Source organism: Gordonia metallireducens, from assembly GCF_021245825.1.
Classification (GTDB): Bacteria; Actinomycetota; Actinomycetes; order Mycobacteriales; family Mycobacteriaceae; genus Gordonia; species Gordonia namibiensis.
Genome location: NZ_JAJQJP010000023.1, coordinates 1 through 15,287 on the forward strand (window position 1 = coordinate 1; position 15,287 = coordinate 15,287).

General features: G+C 68.3%; 16 protein-coding genes. 6 read left to right on the forward strand and 10 right to left on the reverse strand.

What is annotated here, in order from left to right; genetic code table 11:
* Window positions 1–30: 30 nt before the first annotated feature.
* The 4 genes from LQD00_RS07410 to LQD00_RS07425 form a co-directional block, all read right to left on the reverse strand.
* On the reverse strand, window positions 31–462 hold the full coding sequence (locus tag LQD00_RS07410; protein ID WP_005194399.1) for a DUF6918 family protein: 432 nt from the start codon (window positions 460–462) through the stop codon (window positions 31–33).
* A gap of 95 nt (window positions 463–557) precedes the next feature.
* Window positions 558–1,418 (reverse strand): MaoC/PaaZ C-terminal domain-containing protein, encoded by an 861-nt coding sequence (locus LQD00_RS07415; RefSeq protein WP_232716478.1) that lies wholly within the window; start codon window positions 1,416–1,418, stop codon window positions 558–560.
* Between the two features lie 2 nt (window positions 1,419–1,420).
* Window positions 1,421–3,154 carry a 3-oxosteroid 1-dehydrogenase gene (gene kstD / locus LQD00_RS07420; protein WP_232716480.1) on the reverse strand — a complete coding sequence of 578 codons (1,734 nt, stop codon included), beginning with the start codon at window positions 3,152–3,154 and terminating at the stop codon, window positions 1,421–1,423.
* A gap of 101 nt (window positions 3,155–3,255) precedes the next feature.
* Window positions 3,256–3,696 carry a nuclear transport factor 2 family protein gene (locus tag LQD00_RS07425; RefSeq protein ID WP_232716482.1) on the reverse strand — a complete coding sequence of 147 codons (441 nt, stop codon included), beginning with the start codon at window positions 3,694–3,696 and terminating at the stop codon, window positions 3,256–3,258.
* Window positions 3,697–3,797: 101 nt separating this feature from the next.
* Here LQD00_RS07425 and LQD00_RS07430 point away from each other — a divergent pair, with 101 nt between their 5' ends.
* The 6 genes from LQD00_RS07430 (at window position 3,798) to LQD00_RS07455 (ending at window position 9,274) form a co-directional block, all read left to right on the forward strand.
* Window positions 3,798–4,316, forward strand: coding sequence for a nuclear transport factor 2 family protein (locus tag LQD00_RS07430; protein WP_039879845.1), 519 nt, complete (start codon window positions 3,798–3,800; stop codon window positions 4,314–4,316).
* Between the two features lie 172 nt (window positions 4,317–4,488).
* Window positions 4,489–5,436, forward strand: coding sequence for an SMP-30/gluconolactonase/LRE family protein (locus LQD00_RS07435; protein WP_232716484.1), 948 nt, complete (start codon window positions 4,489–4,491; stop codon window positions 5,434–5,436).
* A gap of 44 nt (window positions 5,437–5,480) precedes the next feature.
* The gene (locus LQD00_RS07440) at window positions 5,481–6,386 is read left to right on the forward strand and encodes an SDR family NAD(P)-dependent oxidoreductase (protein ID WP_232716487.1); all 906 of its coding nucleotides are present in this window, start codon (window positions 5,481–5,483) and stop codon (window positions 6,384–6,386) included.
* Window positions 6,387–6,423: 37 nt separating this feature from the next.
* Window positions 6,424–7,674 carry a cytochrome P450 gene (locus LQD00_RS07445; protein ID WP_232716488.1) on the forward strand — a complete coding sequence of 417 codons (1,251 nt, stop codon included), beginning with the start codon at window positions 6,424–6,426 and terminating at the stop codon, window positions 7,672–7,674.
* Window positions 7,675–7,683: 9 nt separating this feature from the next.
* Window positions 7,684–8,001 (forward strand): 2Fe-2S iron-sulfur cluster-binding protein, encoded by a 318-nt coding sequence (locus tag LQD00_RS07450; RefSeq protein WP_005194384.1) that lies wholly within the window; start codon window positions 7,684–7,686, stop codon window positions 7,999–8,001.
* Between the two features lies 1 nt (window position 8,002).
* A complete protein-coding gene (locus LQD00_RS07455) occupies window positions 8,003–9,274 on the forward strand; it encodes an NAD(P)/FAD-dependent oxidoreductase (RefSeq protein ID WP_005194382.1) in 1,272 nt (423 codons plus the stop codon).
* Between the two features lie 9 nt (window positions 9,275–9,283).
* Here the strand turns inward: LQD00_RS07455 and LQD00_RS07460 are convergent, their stop codons facing one another.
* Genes LQD00_RS07460 through LQD00_RS07485 form a run of 6 tightly spaced genes read right to left on the reverse strand, consistent with a single transcriptional unit; the run spans window position 9,284 to window position 15,256 of the window.
* Window positions 9,284–10,243: an alpha/beta hydrolase gene (locus LQD00_RS07460; RefSeq protein ID WP_232716489.1), complete on the reverse strand. Its 960-nt coding sequence runs from the start codon at window positions 10,241–10,243 to the stop codon at window positions 9,284–9,286.
* Complete coding sequence (locus LQD00_RS07465) at window positions 10,240–10,917, reverse strand: GntR family transcriptional regulator (protein WP_232716490.1); 678 nt, start codon at window positions 10,915–10,917, stop codon at window positions 10,240–10,242. The genes LQD00_RS07460 and LQD00_RS07465 overlap by 4 nt, the downstream gene beginning before the upstream one ends.
* Window positions 10,918–10,927: 10 nt before the next feature.
* The gene (locus LQD00_RS07470) at window positions 10,928–12,193 is read right to left on the reverse strand and encodes a CaiB/BaiF CoA transferase family protein (protein WP_232716492.1); all 1,266 of its coding nucleotides are present in this window, start codon (window positions 12,191–12,193) and stop codon (window positions 10,928–10,930) included.
* Entirely contained in the window at window positions 12,190–13,284 is a 1,095-nt protein-coding gene (locus LQD00_RS07475; RefSeq protein ID WP_232716494.1) for an acyl-CoA dehydrogenase family protein, read from the reverse strand. Before LQD00_RS07475 ends, LQD00_RS07470 begins: the two co-directional genes overlap by 4 nt.
* The gene (locus tag LQD00_RS07480) at window positions 13,281–14,447 is read right to left on the reverse strand and encodes an acyl-CoA dehydrogenase family protein (RefSeq protein WP_232716496.1); all 1,167 of its coding nucleotides are present in this window, start codon (window positions 14,445–14,447) and stop codon (window positions 13,281–13,283) included. Before LQD00_RS07480 ends, LQD00_RS07475 begins: the two co-directional genes overlap by 4 nt.
* On the reverse strand, window positions 14,444–15,256 hold the full coding sequence (locus tag LQD00_RS07485) for an enoyl-CoA hydratase-related protein (protein WP_005194372.1): 813 nt from the start codon (window positions 15,254–15,256) through the stop codon (window positions 14,444–14,446). The genes LQD00_RS07480 and LQD00_RS07485 overlap by 4 nt, the downstream gene beginning before the upstream one ends.
* Window positions 15,257–15,287 lie beyond the last annotated feature (31 nt).

The following is a 15,287-nucleotide window of genomic DNA, read 5'->3' on the forward strand; positions in this document are numbered from 1 at the left end:
CCCCCCCCCCCCCCCCCCGAGACCGGGTGACTACCCGGCGTGCTTCTCGATGGCAGCGCCGAGTCGCGGCAGTGCCGCGACCACATAGTTCTTGGCCTTCCCGCGCAGCGAGTTGTAGGCCTTCGCCAATCCGGGCTTGGCCGAATCGGCCTGGGCGTCGGTAACCGCCAGCAGTGCCTCGGCCGCGGCATCGCCGTTGGCCGAGAGATGATCGCCGAAGGCGACACCGGCAGGCTTCGTATCCCAGAACGGTGCGAGAGCCGTCAGGAAGTCCTCGGCCAGCTGATCCGTGGCACTGCGCACCACGCCGGGCTTCACCTTCTGGACCGCCGAGTAGGCGGTCTTCACAGCGGCGCCGCTCAGACCCGACTGGTCGGCCACCTCGGCATCGATGACACCGACCAGGTCGGTCACCAGTGCGCTGCGGTTGTCGGCAAGTAGGGGCGTCAGCGAATCGCTCATGCGGTCTCCTTGTGAATATGCGACGTGGTTCACGCGGACCGGTCGTTCCCGGTCCGCGTGTAGAGCGTACTGGCCGCCGCTGACGGGCCGGCGACTCAGTTACGCGCGCACACCACATTGGCGAGGGCCTTGGCGCCCTCCCGTTCGATGACACTCGCGGTGGCCAGGAAACGGGCGCCGTCGTCCCAGACCGCGACCTCGAGGGTCTCGCCGGGGAAGACCACGCCGGCGAACGATGCCGAGAACTCCGCGACGGCGGCGACGTCTCCGTCGAGCAGTTCGTCGGTGATGGCGCGCGCGACCGTGCCGTAGGTGCACAGACCGTGCAGGATCGGGCGCGGAAAGCCTGCGCGCGAGGCGAACTCGGGATCGGAGTGCAGCGGGTTGCGGTCGCCGCACAGTCGGTAGAGAAGCGCCTGATTGGGAAGCGTCGGGATGCGCAGCTTGTGATCGGGTTCGCGGTCGGGGTATTCGACCTTCTCCGATGTGCCGCGCTCACCGCCGAAGCCGCCCTCGCCCTTGGCGAAGATCGACGACCGCGCGGTCCACAGCGTCTGACCGGCGTCGTCGGTGGTCACCGACTCCTGGATGATGACGGCGGCCGAACCCTTGTCCTGGACCTCGGCGATGCGGGTGCGGGTGGTCGCCTTGCCGCTCGGCGGCAGCGGACGGTGCGCGGTGACCTTCTGACTTCCGTGGACGACCTTCGCGAGGTCGATGTCGACGCCCGGAAAGGACACCTTCGGCGGTTCGGTGGTGTGGAAACCGGCGGCGACGGTCGCGAAGGTCGGCAGGACCTTGGGCGCCGAATCATGAACGTAGGCCAGCGACTCGGTGTTCATCGGGTCTGCCGCGGCACCCACCGCGAGGTGGTAGAGCGCGACATCCGATGCCGACCACTCGAACGAGACCTCGGGCAGTTCCGCTCCGACGGCGACGGCGGGATCGATCGGCATGGTCAGGCTCCTGTCTGGGACGTCGGGGTGGTGGCCGAGGCCTTGGCGGCGATGTCGCTGGCGGCGAGGTAACCGAAGACGATCGCCGGGCCGATGGTGGCGCCGGGACCGGCGTAGGTGTGACCCATCACCGGGGCGCTGGTGTTGCCCGCGGCGTACAGGCCCTCGATGACCGATCCGTCGGCACGGAGTGCGCGACCCGCGGCGTCGGCGTTGATGCCGCCCTTGGTGCCGAGGTCACCGGGAACCATCTTGACCGCGTAGAACGGGCCCTTGCTGACCGCGCCCAGGCTCGGATTGGGCTTGTTGGTGATGTCGCCGTAGTAGTGGTCGTAACCGCTTGCGCCACGGCCGAAGTCCTCGTCGACGCCGGTGCGGGCGAAGCCGTTGAAGCGTTCGGTGGTCTCGACGAGCGACTCGGCGGGGACACCGATCTTCTCGGCGAGCGCGGAGATGCTGTCCGCCTTCACGACGACGCCCGACTCGTACCACTTCTTCGGAAGCGGCTGGCGTGCAGTGATTCCGGCGAAGAGGTAGCGGTTGCGGCATCGCTGGTCGAAGATCAGCCACGACGGCACGTTCTCGCCCGGGCCCTCGCCGTGGCCGAACTCTCCGCCGTACATCTGGTGCACCGCTTCGACATACGGCAGCGACTCGTTCATGTAGCGCTTGCCGCGCATGTTCACGATGAAGGTGCCGGGGACCGACCGCTCCGACAGCGCGAACCAGGGTCCACGCGGCAGCGGGATCGTCGGACCCCACCAGGCGTCGTCCATGAGGGAGACCGCGGCGCCGATTTTGAGTCCGGCGTTGATGCCGTCGCCGGTGTTGCTCGGTGCGCCGGTGGTCCAGTCGGAGCCGATGGGCTCGCGCTGGTACTTCTTGCGCATCTCCTCGTTGTGCTCGAAGCCGCCGCAGGCGAGGATCACGCCCTGACGCGCGCGGATCTCGAACTGCTTGCCCTCCGATTCCGCGATCACGCCGACGACCCGGTCGTCGGCGGTGACGAGGTCGACGAGGCCGGTGTTGAGGCGGAGCGGGACCCCGGCCTCGCGTACGCCGATGAGGAGCTCGGCGGCCAGTGCCGCACCCATGGCGATCAGCTTCTTGCCGCGGCTGCGGGCCCAGAAGAAGCGGCTGCCGACCTTCGCCATGCGCAGCGGACCGCGCCAGTGGCGGAGGCCGGTGTTGAGCCACCGGTAGTCGGACTGCAGCACGACCATGTTCAGCGGGGCCTTGGTGTACTGCGGGTGCAGTGTCTCGAGGTCGTCGCCGAGGCGGCGCGCATCGAACGGCCGAGGTTCGATCGACCGGCCGCCGAGACGCCCGCCCGGTGCCTCGGGGTAGTAATCCGAGTAGTTCTTCACCCACTCGAGGTCGAGCGGTGCATGTTCGAGCAGGAAGTCGAGGGCCTCGGGTCCGCGATCGATGTAGGCGTCGATCCGGTCGGCCGGTGCATGCTCGCCGATGATCGCGTGCACGTACTCACGGGCCTTCTCCGGCGAATCGCTGACGCCGTCGCGCTTGAGAACCGAGTTGTTGGGGATCCAGACGCCGCCGCCGGACCGGGAGGTCGAACCGCCCCAGTAGGGCGACTTCTCGATCAGCACGGTCTTGAGGCCCTTGCGGGCCGCGGTGATCGCGGCGGCCAGGCCGGCACCACCCGCGCCGACGACGATGACGTCGTAGGTCTCGGGTTCGGTGCTGGTCTGTTGTGGATCGGACGAGCCGGCCATGGGGTCCCCTTCGTGCGCGCAGCTGTAACGTGTTCTACCTGAATTAGAACACGTTACAGAAACGTGCCGCCAGGGTCAGTCGCCTCATTCACCGGAAACAGTCAGGTCGAGGCGCTGACCTGCACGGTCATGTCGGCCGGTGTCCAGAACGCGCGCATCGAGGTGATGAGCCCGGAGTCGTCGAAGGTCATCACGTCGATCGGCTCCACCACGATGGTGCGCCCCGGCAGACGTGTGGTCACCCGGAAGTGGAAGGCTGCCTGGCCGCCGACCGCGCGCACGACGAGGAGCTCGGCGGTGCTGTCGGTGCCGTCCAGGCCGCGATAGAACTCCTCGATCGCGGGACGACCGATACGCGGTTCGGAGCCGACCGGATCCTCGAGCCGGGCGTCGGGTGCGTAGAGCTCCGCGATCTCGGCTGCGGTTCCGGTCGAGATGGTCGCGAGGTACCGCGACACCAGGGCGGCGGTGTCGATCGGATCGGACACTGTGGGCACGGTCGAACTGGGCGCGGTCGAACTGGGCACGGTCGAACTGGGCATGATCGAACACTGACAGCCCGCGTCCGGTTCGAGGTCCCGACCTCCCGCTGAGCGGAAACGGCCCCACTCCCACGGTGGTGGCCGCGCCTAACGTGCCGCCCATGGCGAACAACACATGGTCCAGGCAGGAACTCGAAGAGGCGTATCAGCGGTGGTTCACCACGATCAACCGCGCGGGGTCGGGGGAGGGGAGCTGGCGGGACTTCCTCGAATTGTTCACCGAGGACGTCGTCTATCACGAGCAGATGGCCGGGGAGCTGAAGGGCAGGGAAGGCATCTGGGCGTGGGCCGAACCCAGCCTGGCGCAGTTCCCCGGCTCGCACACCGAGAGTTTTCCCGAGCACTGGCATGTCATCGACGAGACCAACGGGACGATCGTCGCACGCCTCGACAACGTGATGAGCGATCCCGGTGACGGAAGCCGGTTCGCGGCCCCGCACATCAGCGTCCTCGACTACGCCGGTGACGGGAAGTTCTCCCAGCAGCGGGACGTCTACGACGTGACGACCTTCCTGGACCTCATCAAGGCGTGGGGGCGTCGTGCGATGGAGCTGGGGACCTTCGACGACGAACAGCGGGCGTGGTTCGCCGCGGTGTACCCGGAGACCGTCCCCGACTGACCGTTCGGGCGGGGTGGTCCACTGAATGGGAAGGTCCCGACCGCCCCGCCGTCGAACACTTAACGTACCTCTGTACGCGGCTCTGTGATCCAGCTCACGACGAGCCTGGCTGGCCGCCCACCACGTTGTCGCACAACGTAACTCAGCACCTCACGTTCCGGAAGGTTCACCGATGACCACTCCAGTCGATGCCGTCGCAGCTGCCGTAGCCGCCGCGGACGCACCCACATTCGAGGCCCGCAAGATCGCGTCGGGGTTCTCCTGGCCGGAATGTCCGCGCTGGCACGACGGGGCGCTCTGGTTCTCGGACATGTACACCGGGACGCTCAAGACCCTGGACGCAGAGGGCAACGCGACCGTCGTCGTCGACGCGAACGGACGCGCGGCCGACACCGATGTCCCGATCACCCTGGGCGGTTTCGGTTGGCTGCCCGACGGTCGGTTGATCGTGAACTCGATGCACGAGCAGAAGGTGCTCGTCCACGGCGGCAACGGGATCGACGATCTCACCGTGTACGCCGATGTCAGCGGGTTCGCGATCAAGGCCGTCAACGACATGGTCGTCGACGCCGACGGTCGTGCCTACATCACCCAGCTGGGTTTCGACATCTTCCAGGGCGAGACCCCGATCACCTCGCCGCTGATCGTCGTCGAGCCCGACGGTACCGCGCACGTGCCGGCCGGTATCCCGGAGCTGAACTGCGGCAACGGAATCGGTATCAGTGCGGACGGTTCCAAGGTCTACGTCGCCGAGGTCATGGCGCAGAAGATCACCGTGATCGATCGTGCCGCCGACGGATCACTGTCGAACGCAAGGGATTTCGCCACCTGCCCGTTCATGCCCGACGGCATCGGCCTGGACGAGGAGGGCGGCGTCTGGGCGGCGATGCCCGGCGGCGGATACGTCGCACGCTTCACCGAGGACGGCCTGACGGACGCGGTGCCGATGCCGCTCGAAGGCGGGATCGCCTCGGCCTGCCTGCTCGGTGGATCCGATCGCAGCACCCTCTACATGACGGTCGGCTACGAGGTCTTCGACTTCGAGAAGTCCGCACGTGAAGCGCTCGGCGCGATCTGGGTCGCCGACGTCAAGAACCACGGCGGCCAGACGCGCCCCTGAGCTCCGACCACCCACCTGTTTCGAACCGATTCGAGGACGACAACATGACAGCACAACTCGACTTCACCGATCGCGTCGTGATCGTGACCGGCGCCGGCCGCGGCATCGGCCGTGCACACGCCCTTCTCCTGGGCTCGCGCGGCGCCTCGGTCGTGGTCGGCGACCTGGGCTCGACCACCGACGGCTCCGGCGTCGAGGCGGGTCACCCGGCCGCCGACGTCGCCGCGGAGATCACCGCCGCCGGTGGGAAGGCGGTGGCGGTCGCCTCCGACATCACCACCGACGAGGGCGCGCAGGCGCTGGTGGACGCGGCGATCTCGAACTTCGGACGGATCGACGCGGTCATCAACAACGCGGGCATCGTGCGGGCGGCACCCTTCCGCGAGGTGCCCGACGCCGAGTACCAGCGCCACCTCGACGTGCACTTCCTCGGACCGATGCGTCTGCTCCGTGCCGCGTGGCCCCATCTGCTCGACTCGCCGGCGCCCCGCGTGGTCAACACGATCTCGCAGGCGATGCTCGGCAACCCGGGAATGGCCCACTACGGCGGTTCGAAGGGCGCACTGTTCGGCCTGACCCGAAATCTCGCGCTCGAGGGCCTCGAAGCCGGCGTGAAGGTCAACGCGATCGCACCGGGCGCAGGCACCCGTATGGCCGAGGCCGCCGCGGACACCTTGTCGCCGGAGATCATGGAGTACATGCGGACTCAGCTCCTGCCGGAGCACGTCGCTCCCGTCGCGGCGTTCCTCGTCCACCCGTCCTGTGAGGTCACCGGCGAGGTCTTCAACGTCGCGGGCGGGATCGTCAACCGGCTCGCACTGGTCAACACCAGGGGCATCCACGACCCCGCCCTCACCGTCGAGACCGTCGCCGAACAGTGGGACCAGATCATGTCGATCACGCCCGAGGCGATCCCGCAGGTCGTCGCCCCGGCGCAGATGCCGGTCTGACCGCCACCGAACGTTCCCACAGCCCTGGAGTCCTGACATGAGTACCGAAACCACCGCCGGCGCAGCCGAGCTGGACGAGGCCTACACGGTCTATCCGTTCTCGCCGGTGTCCCCGTCCGAGGCGGCCCTGCGCTACAAGGCGATCGCCGAAGACCGGCCGATGACCAAGATCACCATGCCCTACGGCGGCGAGGCCTGGATCATCCACCGCAATGCCGTGGCACGCGAGATGCTCGGCGACCCCCGATTCGTCCGCGAGCCCTTCCGTACCGGTGAGCGGGTGGTGCCCTACTTCGTGGAGTTCCCCGACTTCCTCAAGACCACACTGCAATTCGAGGACCCGCCGCAGCACACCAAGCTGCGCAAGCTCGTGCAGAAGTCGATCTCGCCGAAACGGGTCAAGGCGATGCGGGATTCGGCGGTCGAGTTCGCCAACAAGCTGATCGACGACATGCTCGCCAAGGGTGCGCCGACCAACCTGGTCGACGACTACGCGGTGGCGCTGCCGATCCAGATGCTGGCCAACCTCATCGGCGTGCCGCCGGAGGATCGACCCAAGTTCCAGAAGTGGAGCTCGGCGACGCTCGCGGTCGCGAACATGCCCGAGGAGGAAGCCACCGCCAACATGACCGAACTGGTCATGTACATGTTCGCCCTCATCGAGGAGCGCCGGAAGAATCCGCGGGAGGACCTGCTCAGCGACCTCACCAACGCGCAGGACAAGGACGACACCCTCACCGACGGTGAGATCCTGTCCGTGGCACTGGTTCTCATCATCGGCGGCTTCGACAACACGGCCAACTTCATCTGCGCCGGGGTCCTGTCGCTCCTGCACAACACCGACCAGCTCCGAGCGCTGCTCGAGGACATCGACGGGGTGACGCCCACCGCGGTCGAGGAGATCCTGCGTCATGGGCGCTTCGAGCTGAACGGCAAGGTCGGCGGCCCCAGCGGGCTGGTGCCCTTCGTGGCCACCGAGGACGTCGAACTCGACGGCCAGCTCGTCCGCAAGGGTGAGGCGATCATGGGCGACCCGGCGTCGGCCAACCACGACGGGGCGGCGATCGACCACGTCGACACGTTCGACATCCGCCGGCAGTCCAACCCCCACCTGACACTGAGTTACGGCATGCATCACTGCCTGGGTGCTCCGCTGGCCCGGATGGAGATGCAGGTCGCCATCGCCGAGCTGTTCCGCCGCCTGCCCGGCCTGCAGCTCGCCGGCGACCCGGTCATCAACAACGACAACCTGACCCAGCCGATCGTCGACCTCCCGGTCAGCTGGTAGGAGGTCCGCATGCCCAAGGTGTTCTACACACAGCCCGACGGGGCGGTGAAGGTGATCGACGGCACGGCGGGCGACTCGGTGATGGCGACCGCGGTCAAGAACGGGGTCAGCGGGATCGTCGGCCAGTGCGGCGGCACCCTGTCCTGCGCGACGTGCCACGTCTACCTCGATCCCGAAGAAGCTCACCTGTTCCCCGAGATCAGCGAGGACGAGGACGACATGCTCGACTGCACGTCGTCGGATCGCGAGGACACCTCGCGTCTGTCGTGCCAGCTCACCCTGGCCGACACCGACCTCCACGTCACCATCCCCGATGAACAGGTCTGAGGTGACGCCACACAGCGTCGCGGTCGTCGGTGCGTCGCACGCCGCAGTTCATCTCGCGGACCGGCTGCGCACGGACGGTTTCGCCGGCCGGATCGCGTTGTTCACCGACGAACCGCACGTGCCCTACCATCGGCCGCCGCTTTCGAAGGGGTTGCTCAAGGGCGCGATCGACCCCTCGACGCTGTCGTTGCGGGCGGAGTCGTACTTCGACGATCAGCGCATCGATCTGTACCGGCGCACCCGCGTGACGGGAGTGCGCCGCACCGGTGACGGTGTGGTGCTCGCGCTGTCCGACGAGAACGGCGACCGCAGTGAGCGGTTCGATCGACTTGTCCTCGCCACCGGCGCTCGGGCCCGTCGCCTCGCACTGCCGGGTGCCGACCATCCCGACGTCCTCGTCCTCCGCGACCTCGACGACGCCGATCTGCTCCGAGAGCGGGCCACAGCCGGTCCGGCGGTGGTCATCGGCGGCGGTTTCATCGGTCTCGAGGTCGCCGCGGGTCTCCGTGCCGCCGGTAGCGACGTGACGGTCATCGAGACGGCCGATCGTCTGCTGGCCCGTGCGGTCGGGACCCACACCGCGGCAGCGCTTCTCAACGCGCACGAGTCGATGGGAACCGTCGTCCTGCTGGGCCGGCGGCCCGTCGAGATCGTCCGGTCCGGCACGGATACCGACGACGGCGGCCCGGACCGCATCCGGGGCGTGCGCCTCGATGACGGCGTGGTCGTTCCCGCGGCGACGGTGATCGTCGGGATAGGTGCCGAACCACGGACCGAACTCGGGGAGATGCTCGGACTGGAGTGCGACGGTGGGATCGTCGTCGACGACAACTGTCTGGCCTCCGACGGGTGGACACTCGCGATCGGGGACTGCACGATTCACGTGTCCGCGAGTGGGCGGCGCTACCGGCTGGAATCCGTCGACAATGCCACCGAGCAGGCGAATACGGCGGCGGCGATCCTTCTCGGTGCCGAACCGGCGACCCGACCCACGCCGTGGTTCTGGTCCGACCAGGGGGCGCAGAAGCTCCAGATCGTCGGATTGTCCGGCGGCCACAGCGAAGTGGTGCACCGCACCGACCCGAAGCGGCCCGACCGTCAGGTGTCGTTGTACTTCTCCGGCGGCCGGCTGGTCGCCGCGGAGTGCCTCAACTCGCCGGCCGATTTCATGACGTTGCGGACCGCACTGAATCGCGGTCACCGTCCACCCCCGGAGCTGTTCGCGGACGAGAGCGTCCCGATCAAGAAGCTGCTGGCGCCCGCCCGCGCCTGAGCGTGGGGATCAGTGCTTCGCCGCGGGCACGGGATGGCGGAAGCGCGCGGCGACCAGGGCGCCGACCTCGGCGAGCGCCGCACGACCCCGCGCCACCGACGGCGCCTGCATCGCGAACCCGTGTCCCACACCGGGATAGCGCAACTGGGCGGTGGGCACACCGGCCTCGCGGAGACGCTCTCCGAATTCCTCGATGCCATCGCGCAGCGGATCACCGTGTCCGACCGCGATGATCGCAGGCGGGAGTCCGGAGAGGTCGGCGGCGAGCGCAGGTGTCCCGTACTCGTCGTCGAGTGAGGAATCGCTGCCGAGGTAGAGATCCTTCATCCAGTCGATGTCCTCGGCGGTGAGGAACGGGCTGTCACCGAATTCGCGCATCGACGGCCGATCACGACGCCGCTCCACACCGGGATAGAACAGAACCTGCTGGGCGATGGCCGGTCCCTGCTCGTTTCGGCTGCGCAGCGCAGTTGCGGCGGCGAGTCCGCCTCCCGCACTGTCGCCCCCGACGCCGATCATCGACGGGTCGACGCCGAGGTCGGCCGCGACCCGGTGGGTCCACACGAGCGCCGCGTACGCGTCGTCGTTTCCTGCGGGATAGGTGTGTTCGGGCGCGAGCCGATAGTCGACGTTGACGATGACGGCGCCGGTGGCCTCGGCCAGGTCGCGGGCCAGGCGGTCGAAGGAGTTCAGCGACCCCATGATCATCCCGCCGCCGTGATACCAGACCAGCGCTGCCGCACCGGTCTTCGGAGCGGCATGCGGACGATAGATCCGGACCGGGACCGGGGCGCCGTGGCCCTCGGCGACCGCGTCGGTGACCGAGAACATGTCCGGGCCGGGTGGGCGCACGATCGATTCCAGACTTTTCCGGATGCCGGCCACGCCTTGTTGGCGAACCGACTTGGCGCCGGCAGCGGCCATCCGGTCGACGATGGCCGCCAGGTCGGGATCCCACGGTGATGTCACGGCCGGCCACCACCCAGGATCATCCCGGTGTTGGCCTCGCCGCCGCGCCGGTGCTCGTCCATCAGCTCGATGAGGCGGGCGTTGTCACCCTCGGCCAGGGCGTCGATCATCTCTTCGTGTTCCCCGCACACACGTTGTCGTCCGGCCGGGTCGTACAGGTACGCAGCGTGATAGGGCATGGCGAGTTTCCAGAGCCGGCGCAGTTCGGCGACCACCAGGTGAAGCCCGGAGCGCTCGAACATCGCGAAGTGGAAGATCTGGTTCTCGGTGCGCATCGTGACGATGTCACCGCGGTCTGCGGCCTCGGTGATCCGCGTGGCGATGACGTGCATCTCGTCGAGTGCCGCGGCGTCGAACCGGGGGAGCCGACCGAGGACCTCGCGCTCCAGAGCCGAACGCATGAGGTATATCTGGTCGAACTCGTCCTGGTCCAACCGCACGACGGTGTACCCGACATTCTGCCGGTGGGCCACCAACCCCTGAGCGGTCAACTCGCGCAGGGCCTCCCGGATGGGGAGTCGGCTGACACCCAGACGCTCGGCCATCCACTCCTGTCGGATCGGCTGTCCCGGAAGTAGCTCACCGGTCGCCATCATGCGCTCGATCTCGGCGACGACACGTCTGACCGACCGCGACTGTGCGGGTTCGGATGGCGCGGTCGTGTTGCGTCCCATGGTGTCCTTCCTACCCGTCGCCGAACACGCCCGACGACCGGAGCTCGGCCAACCGGCTCGGGTCGTAGCCCAGGGCGGCGAGGACTTCCTCGGTGTGCTCGCCGCGACGTACCGCCGGGCGGGGCGAGCGGTGAGTCGACCTGCTCAACGAGATCGGGACACCGACGCCGCGATACTCGTCGGTGTCGAGGAACAACCCGCGATGCCGGACCTGCGGGGAGGTCAGAGCCTCCGCGACGTTGTTGACCGGGCTCGCCGGGACTCCCGCGCGCTCGAGCCGTTCCGCGAGATCGTCGCGGTCCCACTGCGCGATACGTTCGCCCAGGAGGGCGGCCAACTCGACGCGATGCTGCGACCGCTCGCCGTTGTGCACGAACCGCGGGTCGTCGGCGAGTCCGGGCACCCCGAGAACCTCGACGAGCGAACGGAACTGACGGTCGTTGGCCGCGCTGACGAAGAAGTCGCCGTCTCGAGCGGAGAAGACCTGGTAGGGCACCACGGTCGGGTGGAAGTCGCCGGTGCGCTGCGGTACCGCACCGCCGGAGACCCAGTTCGCGGCATGCGGATGCAGGATGGAGATCACCGAATCGAGCAGTGTCATGTCCACCAGTTGCCCGCGGCCGCTCCGATCCCGCTCGTACAGCGCCAAGAGTATGCCGCTCACCGCCATGTTGGCGGCGACGATGTCCACGATGGGGATGCCCACGCGCAGCGGATTCCCATCGGGGTAACCGTTCACGCTCATCAGACCGCCGAACGACTGGAGGACCGCGTCGTATCCGGGTAGCCCGCCCATCGGTCCGTCGACGCCGAAACCGGTGATACGGCAATAGATCATCCGCGGGTGTCGCTCGGCGAGAACGGTGTCGTAGTCGAAACCCCACCGCGCCATCGTGCCGGCCTTGAAGTTCTCGATCACGATGTCGGCACCGGCCAGGAGATCGGCGAGGACCTCCCGTCCCGCGTCGGTGCGGAGGTCGAGGCAGATGTTCTCCTTGCTGTGGTTGAGGCTCTGGTAGTAGGCGCTCGTGGCGCCCTCGTCCTCGAACGGAGGTCCCCACCCTCGGGTCTCGTCACCCGCGGGCGCCTCGACCTTGATCACCTCGGCACCGTGATCGGCCAGGATCTGCGCCGTGTAGGGCCCGGCCAGGACCCGGCTCAGATCGAGAACCCGCAGGCCGCTGAGGATTCCGTGGTCGATGGCCGACTCGGCGGCACGCCACGCTGCCCGGGGATCGACCCCGGTCTTCTCGTCACCCACGAGATCCGTGCTCATCGGGCACTCTCCGGCGAGGCTTCCGGCGCTTCGGTCCCGGTGATGATGTCCCACGGGTCGGCGCCGCCGTCGAGCACCTGCTCGGCGAGCACATCGGCCCATTCGGCTTCGGTCCCGTGTCGGTCGCGCCATGTCCAGAGCGCCGTCGTCGACCGGCCGAGGCGGTGCTCTGCGGTGAAGCCGATCGCACCGTGGATCTGGTGTCCGGCCGCGGCCACCTCGTCGGCGTATGCCGACGTCACCACCTTCGCCGCGGCCACCGCGGCCCGGGCGCCGCCCGGATCGTGCGAGGTGGCCTCGGCGGCGACTCGTGTCGCGGTCTCCATCATGGTGGTTCGGGCGGCCATCACCGCGAGTCGCTGTTGGATGGCCTGGAACTTGGCGAGCGGTCGGCCGAACTGGATGCGTTCCGAGGCGTACTGCACGGTCAGGTCGTGGACGGTGCGTGCGGCTGCGGCCAGTGCCGTCGAATACGCCAGCGCGCCTCGCAACCGGACATCGGCGGCCTCGAACGGGGAATCGGCGTCGAAGTCGGCCACCGCCTTGTCGAATCGGATGTCGCCGAACGACACCCCGAGCAGGTCCGTGCCGTCTGCGACGTTCACCCCGGGGCCACGGAGGTCGACGATCGCCACCAGCGGTCCGTCGGAGCCGGGTACGAGTACGACCACCGAGTCGGCGGACGTCGCGTGGACGACGTCGCTGACGATCCCGTTGAGTATCAGGCGATTCGCGCCGTCGGCAGTGCGATCGAGCCGCGAGTCCACGGCATCGGCGACCGCGATCGTCGCGGTGATCCCCTCCAGCGGATGGCCTACTGCGCCGGCGAGCCATGAGGCCAGGAGCGCATGCTCGACGTACGGGGTGATCGCCCCGGCCGCGGTCACCGTGGACAGCACGGCGAGCGCGTCCTCGAGATCGGCCCCCTGCCCGTCGGCGTCATCGGGAACATCGAGATCGGTGAAACCTGAGTCCGCGAGAGCTGTCCACAGTTCCGTGTCGATGCTCGTCGGCGGTGTCTCGGCGCCCACGGGAACCCGGTCCAGAATCGAGGTCGTCGCCGCGACGAGTTCGGCGGCCATGTCGCTCATCGAATCCCCATTCCCCGCGCCACGATGCCGCGCAAGATCTCGTTGGTTCCGCCCCGGAGGGTGAAAGCAGGTGTGTGCAAGACACTTTGGCCGAGGAGGCGCTCCAGCGGGGTGCCTCCGCTCCGGCGTGCGACGACGCCCGACGCGCTGCGTACAGCGTCGACGAGTTCGCCCTCGAACGTCGAGCCCAGGTCTTTGACCATGGCGGCCAGCACATCCGGTTTGTCGCCGGCGGACAGTTCGGCCGCCACGCGTAGGGACATCTGTCGTAGCGCCCAGGCCTGCGCGGTGAGGGTGCCGAGGGTCCGGCGCTGCTCGGGGGTCGCCCCGGTCCCGCGGAGATGATCCGCCCACGCCCGCAACAGCGGCAGTGTGCTGAGGTAACGCTCGGGGCCGGAACGTTCGAAGGCCAACTCGCTCATCACCTGTTGCCACCCGTTGCCCCGGCGGCCGAGCAGCGCCGACTTGTCGACGACGGCATCATGGAAGACCACCTCGTTGAAGTGGGCCTGGCCGTCGATGCTCCGCAGCGGGCGTACCTCGATGTCCGGATGGGACAGGTCGACGAGGATCTGGGACAGGCCCTGCTGCCGGTCCTCCGGGGTGCCGTCGGTGCGTGCGAGCAGGACCATCGCGTGGGAGATGTGGGCGCCGGTGGTCCAGACCTTGGTGCCGCTGATGGTCCAGGTGTCACCGGTGTCCCTCGCCCGGGTGCGGACGCTCGCGAGATCCGAACCGGCATCCGGTTCGGACATCCCGATCGCGAAATAGATCTCACCCGAGGCGATCCCGGGAAGGTAGCGGCGCTTCTGCTCCTCGGTGCCGTTGGCGAGGATGCCCGGGGCCATCTGCCGGTCGGCGATCCAGTGTGCGGCGACCGGAGCGCCGTGGGCGAGGAGTTCCTCGGTGATGACGAATCGTTCGACGGGGGTGCGTCCCCGGCCGCCGTACTCGGTCGGCATCGTCATGCCGAGCCATCCGCGTTCGCCCAGTCGTCGACTGAACGCGGGGTCGAAGCCGGTCATCCAGCTGTCGACGTCGGGAGCGAATGCGCCGCGGGCGATCTCGTCGCGGAGGAACTCGCGGACCTCGGTCCGCAGAGCCTCCAGGGCGGCGTCGTCGACCCCGACCGACGAGCCGCGGGTCTCGTGGAGTGCGGTCATGACCGGCCGGGTCCGCGCGACGACCAATTCTGCCCCTTGCGGGCCATCGACCACATCTGGGTGCCGCGCTCGATCTCGACCGCCGAGTCCCAGGTGACCGCGGGCGGACCGAGCTCGAGTCGGACGCTGGACATGACGCGGCGGGTCAACTCGGGATCGCGTGCGGCGGGTGCGGTGAGTCCCTCCACGATCGCGGGGATGTCCTCGATCGGGGCGGCGGCGTAGGCCAGACCGCGTTCGACGGCCTGTTCGCCGGTGAGTGACTGACCGCATGCGGCGAGCGCGATGGTGTTCGCCCGTCCCATCGCCCGGTTCAGCAGCGTGATGTGTCCGCCTCCCGGGTGGATGCCGCGGGCGAGGAAACCGCTGTCCAGCTTGGCATCCGGGGTGGCGATGAGCAGGTCGACGGCGAGTGCCAGGTTGAGGCCGGCGCCCACCGCGCCGCCGACCACCACGCCGACGGTCGGCACGGGGAGCGAACCCACGCGCATGAAGGCCTTGTAGACCGCGGACAACTGCACGACCGACTCCGGCGAGGCGGGATCGGCGGAGGCGGCTGCGAGGATGCGGGTGTCGGCACCGCTGCAGAAGTAGGTGCCCGCGGCGTCGACGACGACGGCGCCGATGCTGTCGTCGGCGGCGACCTGGTCGCAGAACTGCTCGATGGCGGCGGCCATGTCGAGGGTGATGGCGTTCTTGCGACGCGGATTGTTCAGGGTCAGCCGGGCGACGCCGTCGGTGAACGACGTGATGATCGACGCTGCTTCGTCGTCGGAAGGCTGCGCAATGGGAGCTGTGTCGGACGTCATGCAGGGGAGCGTAGCTGATTGGATTCAAAAA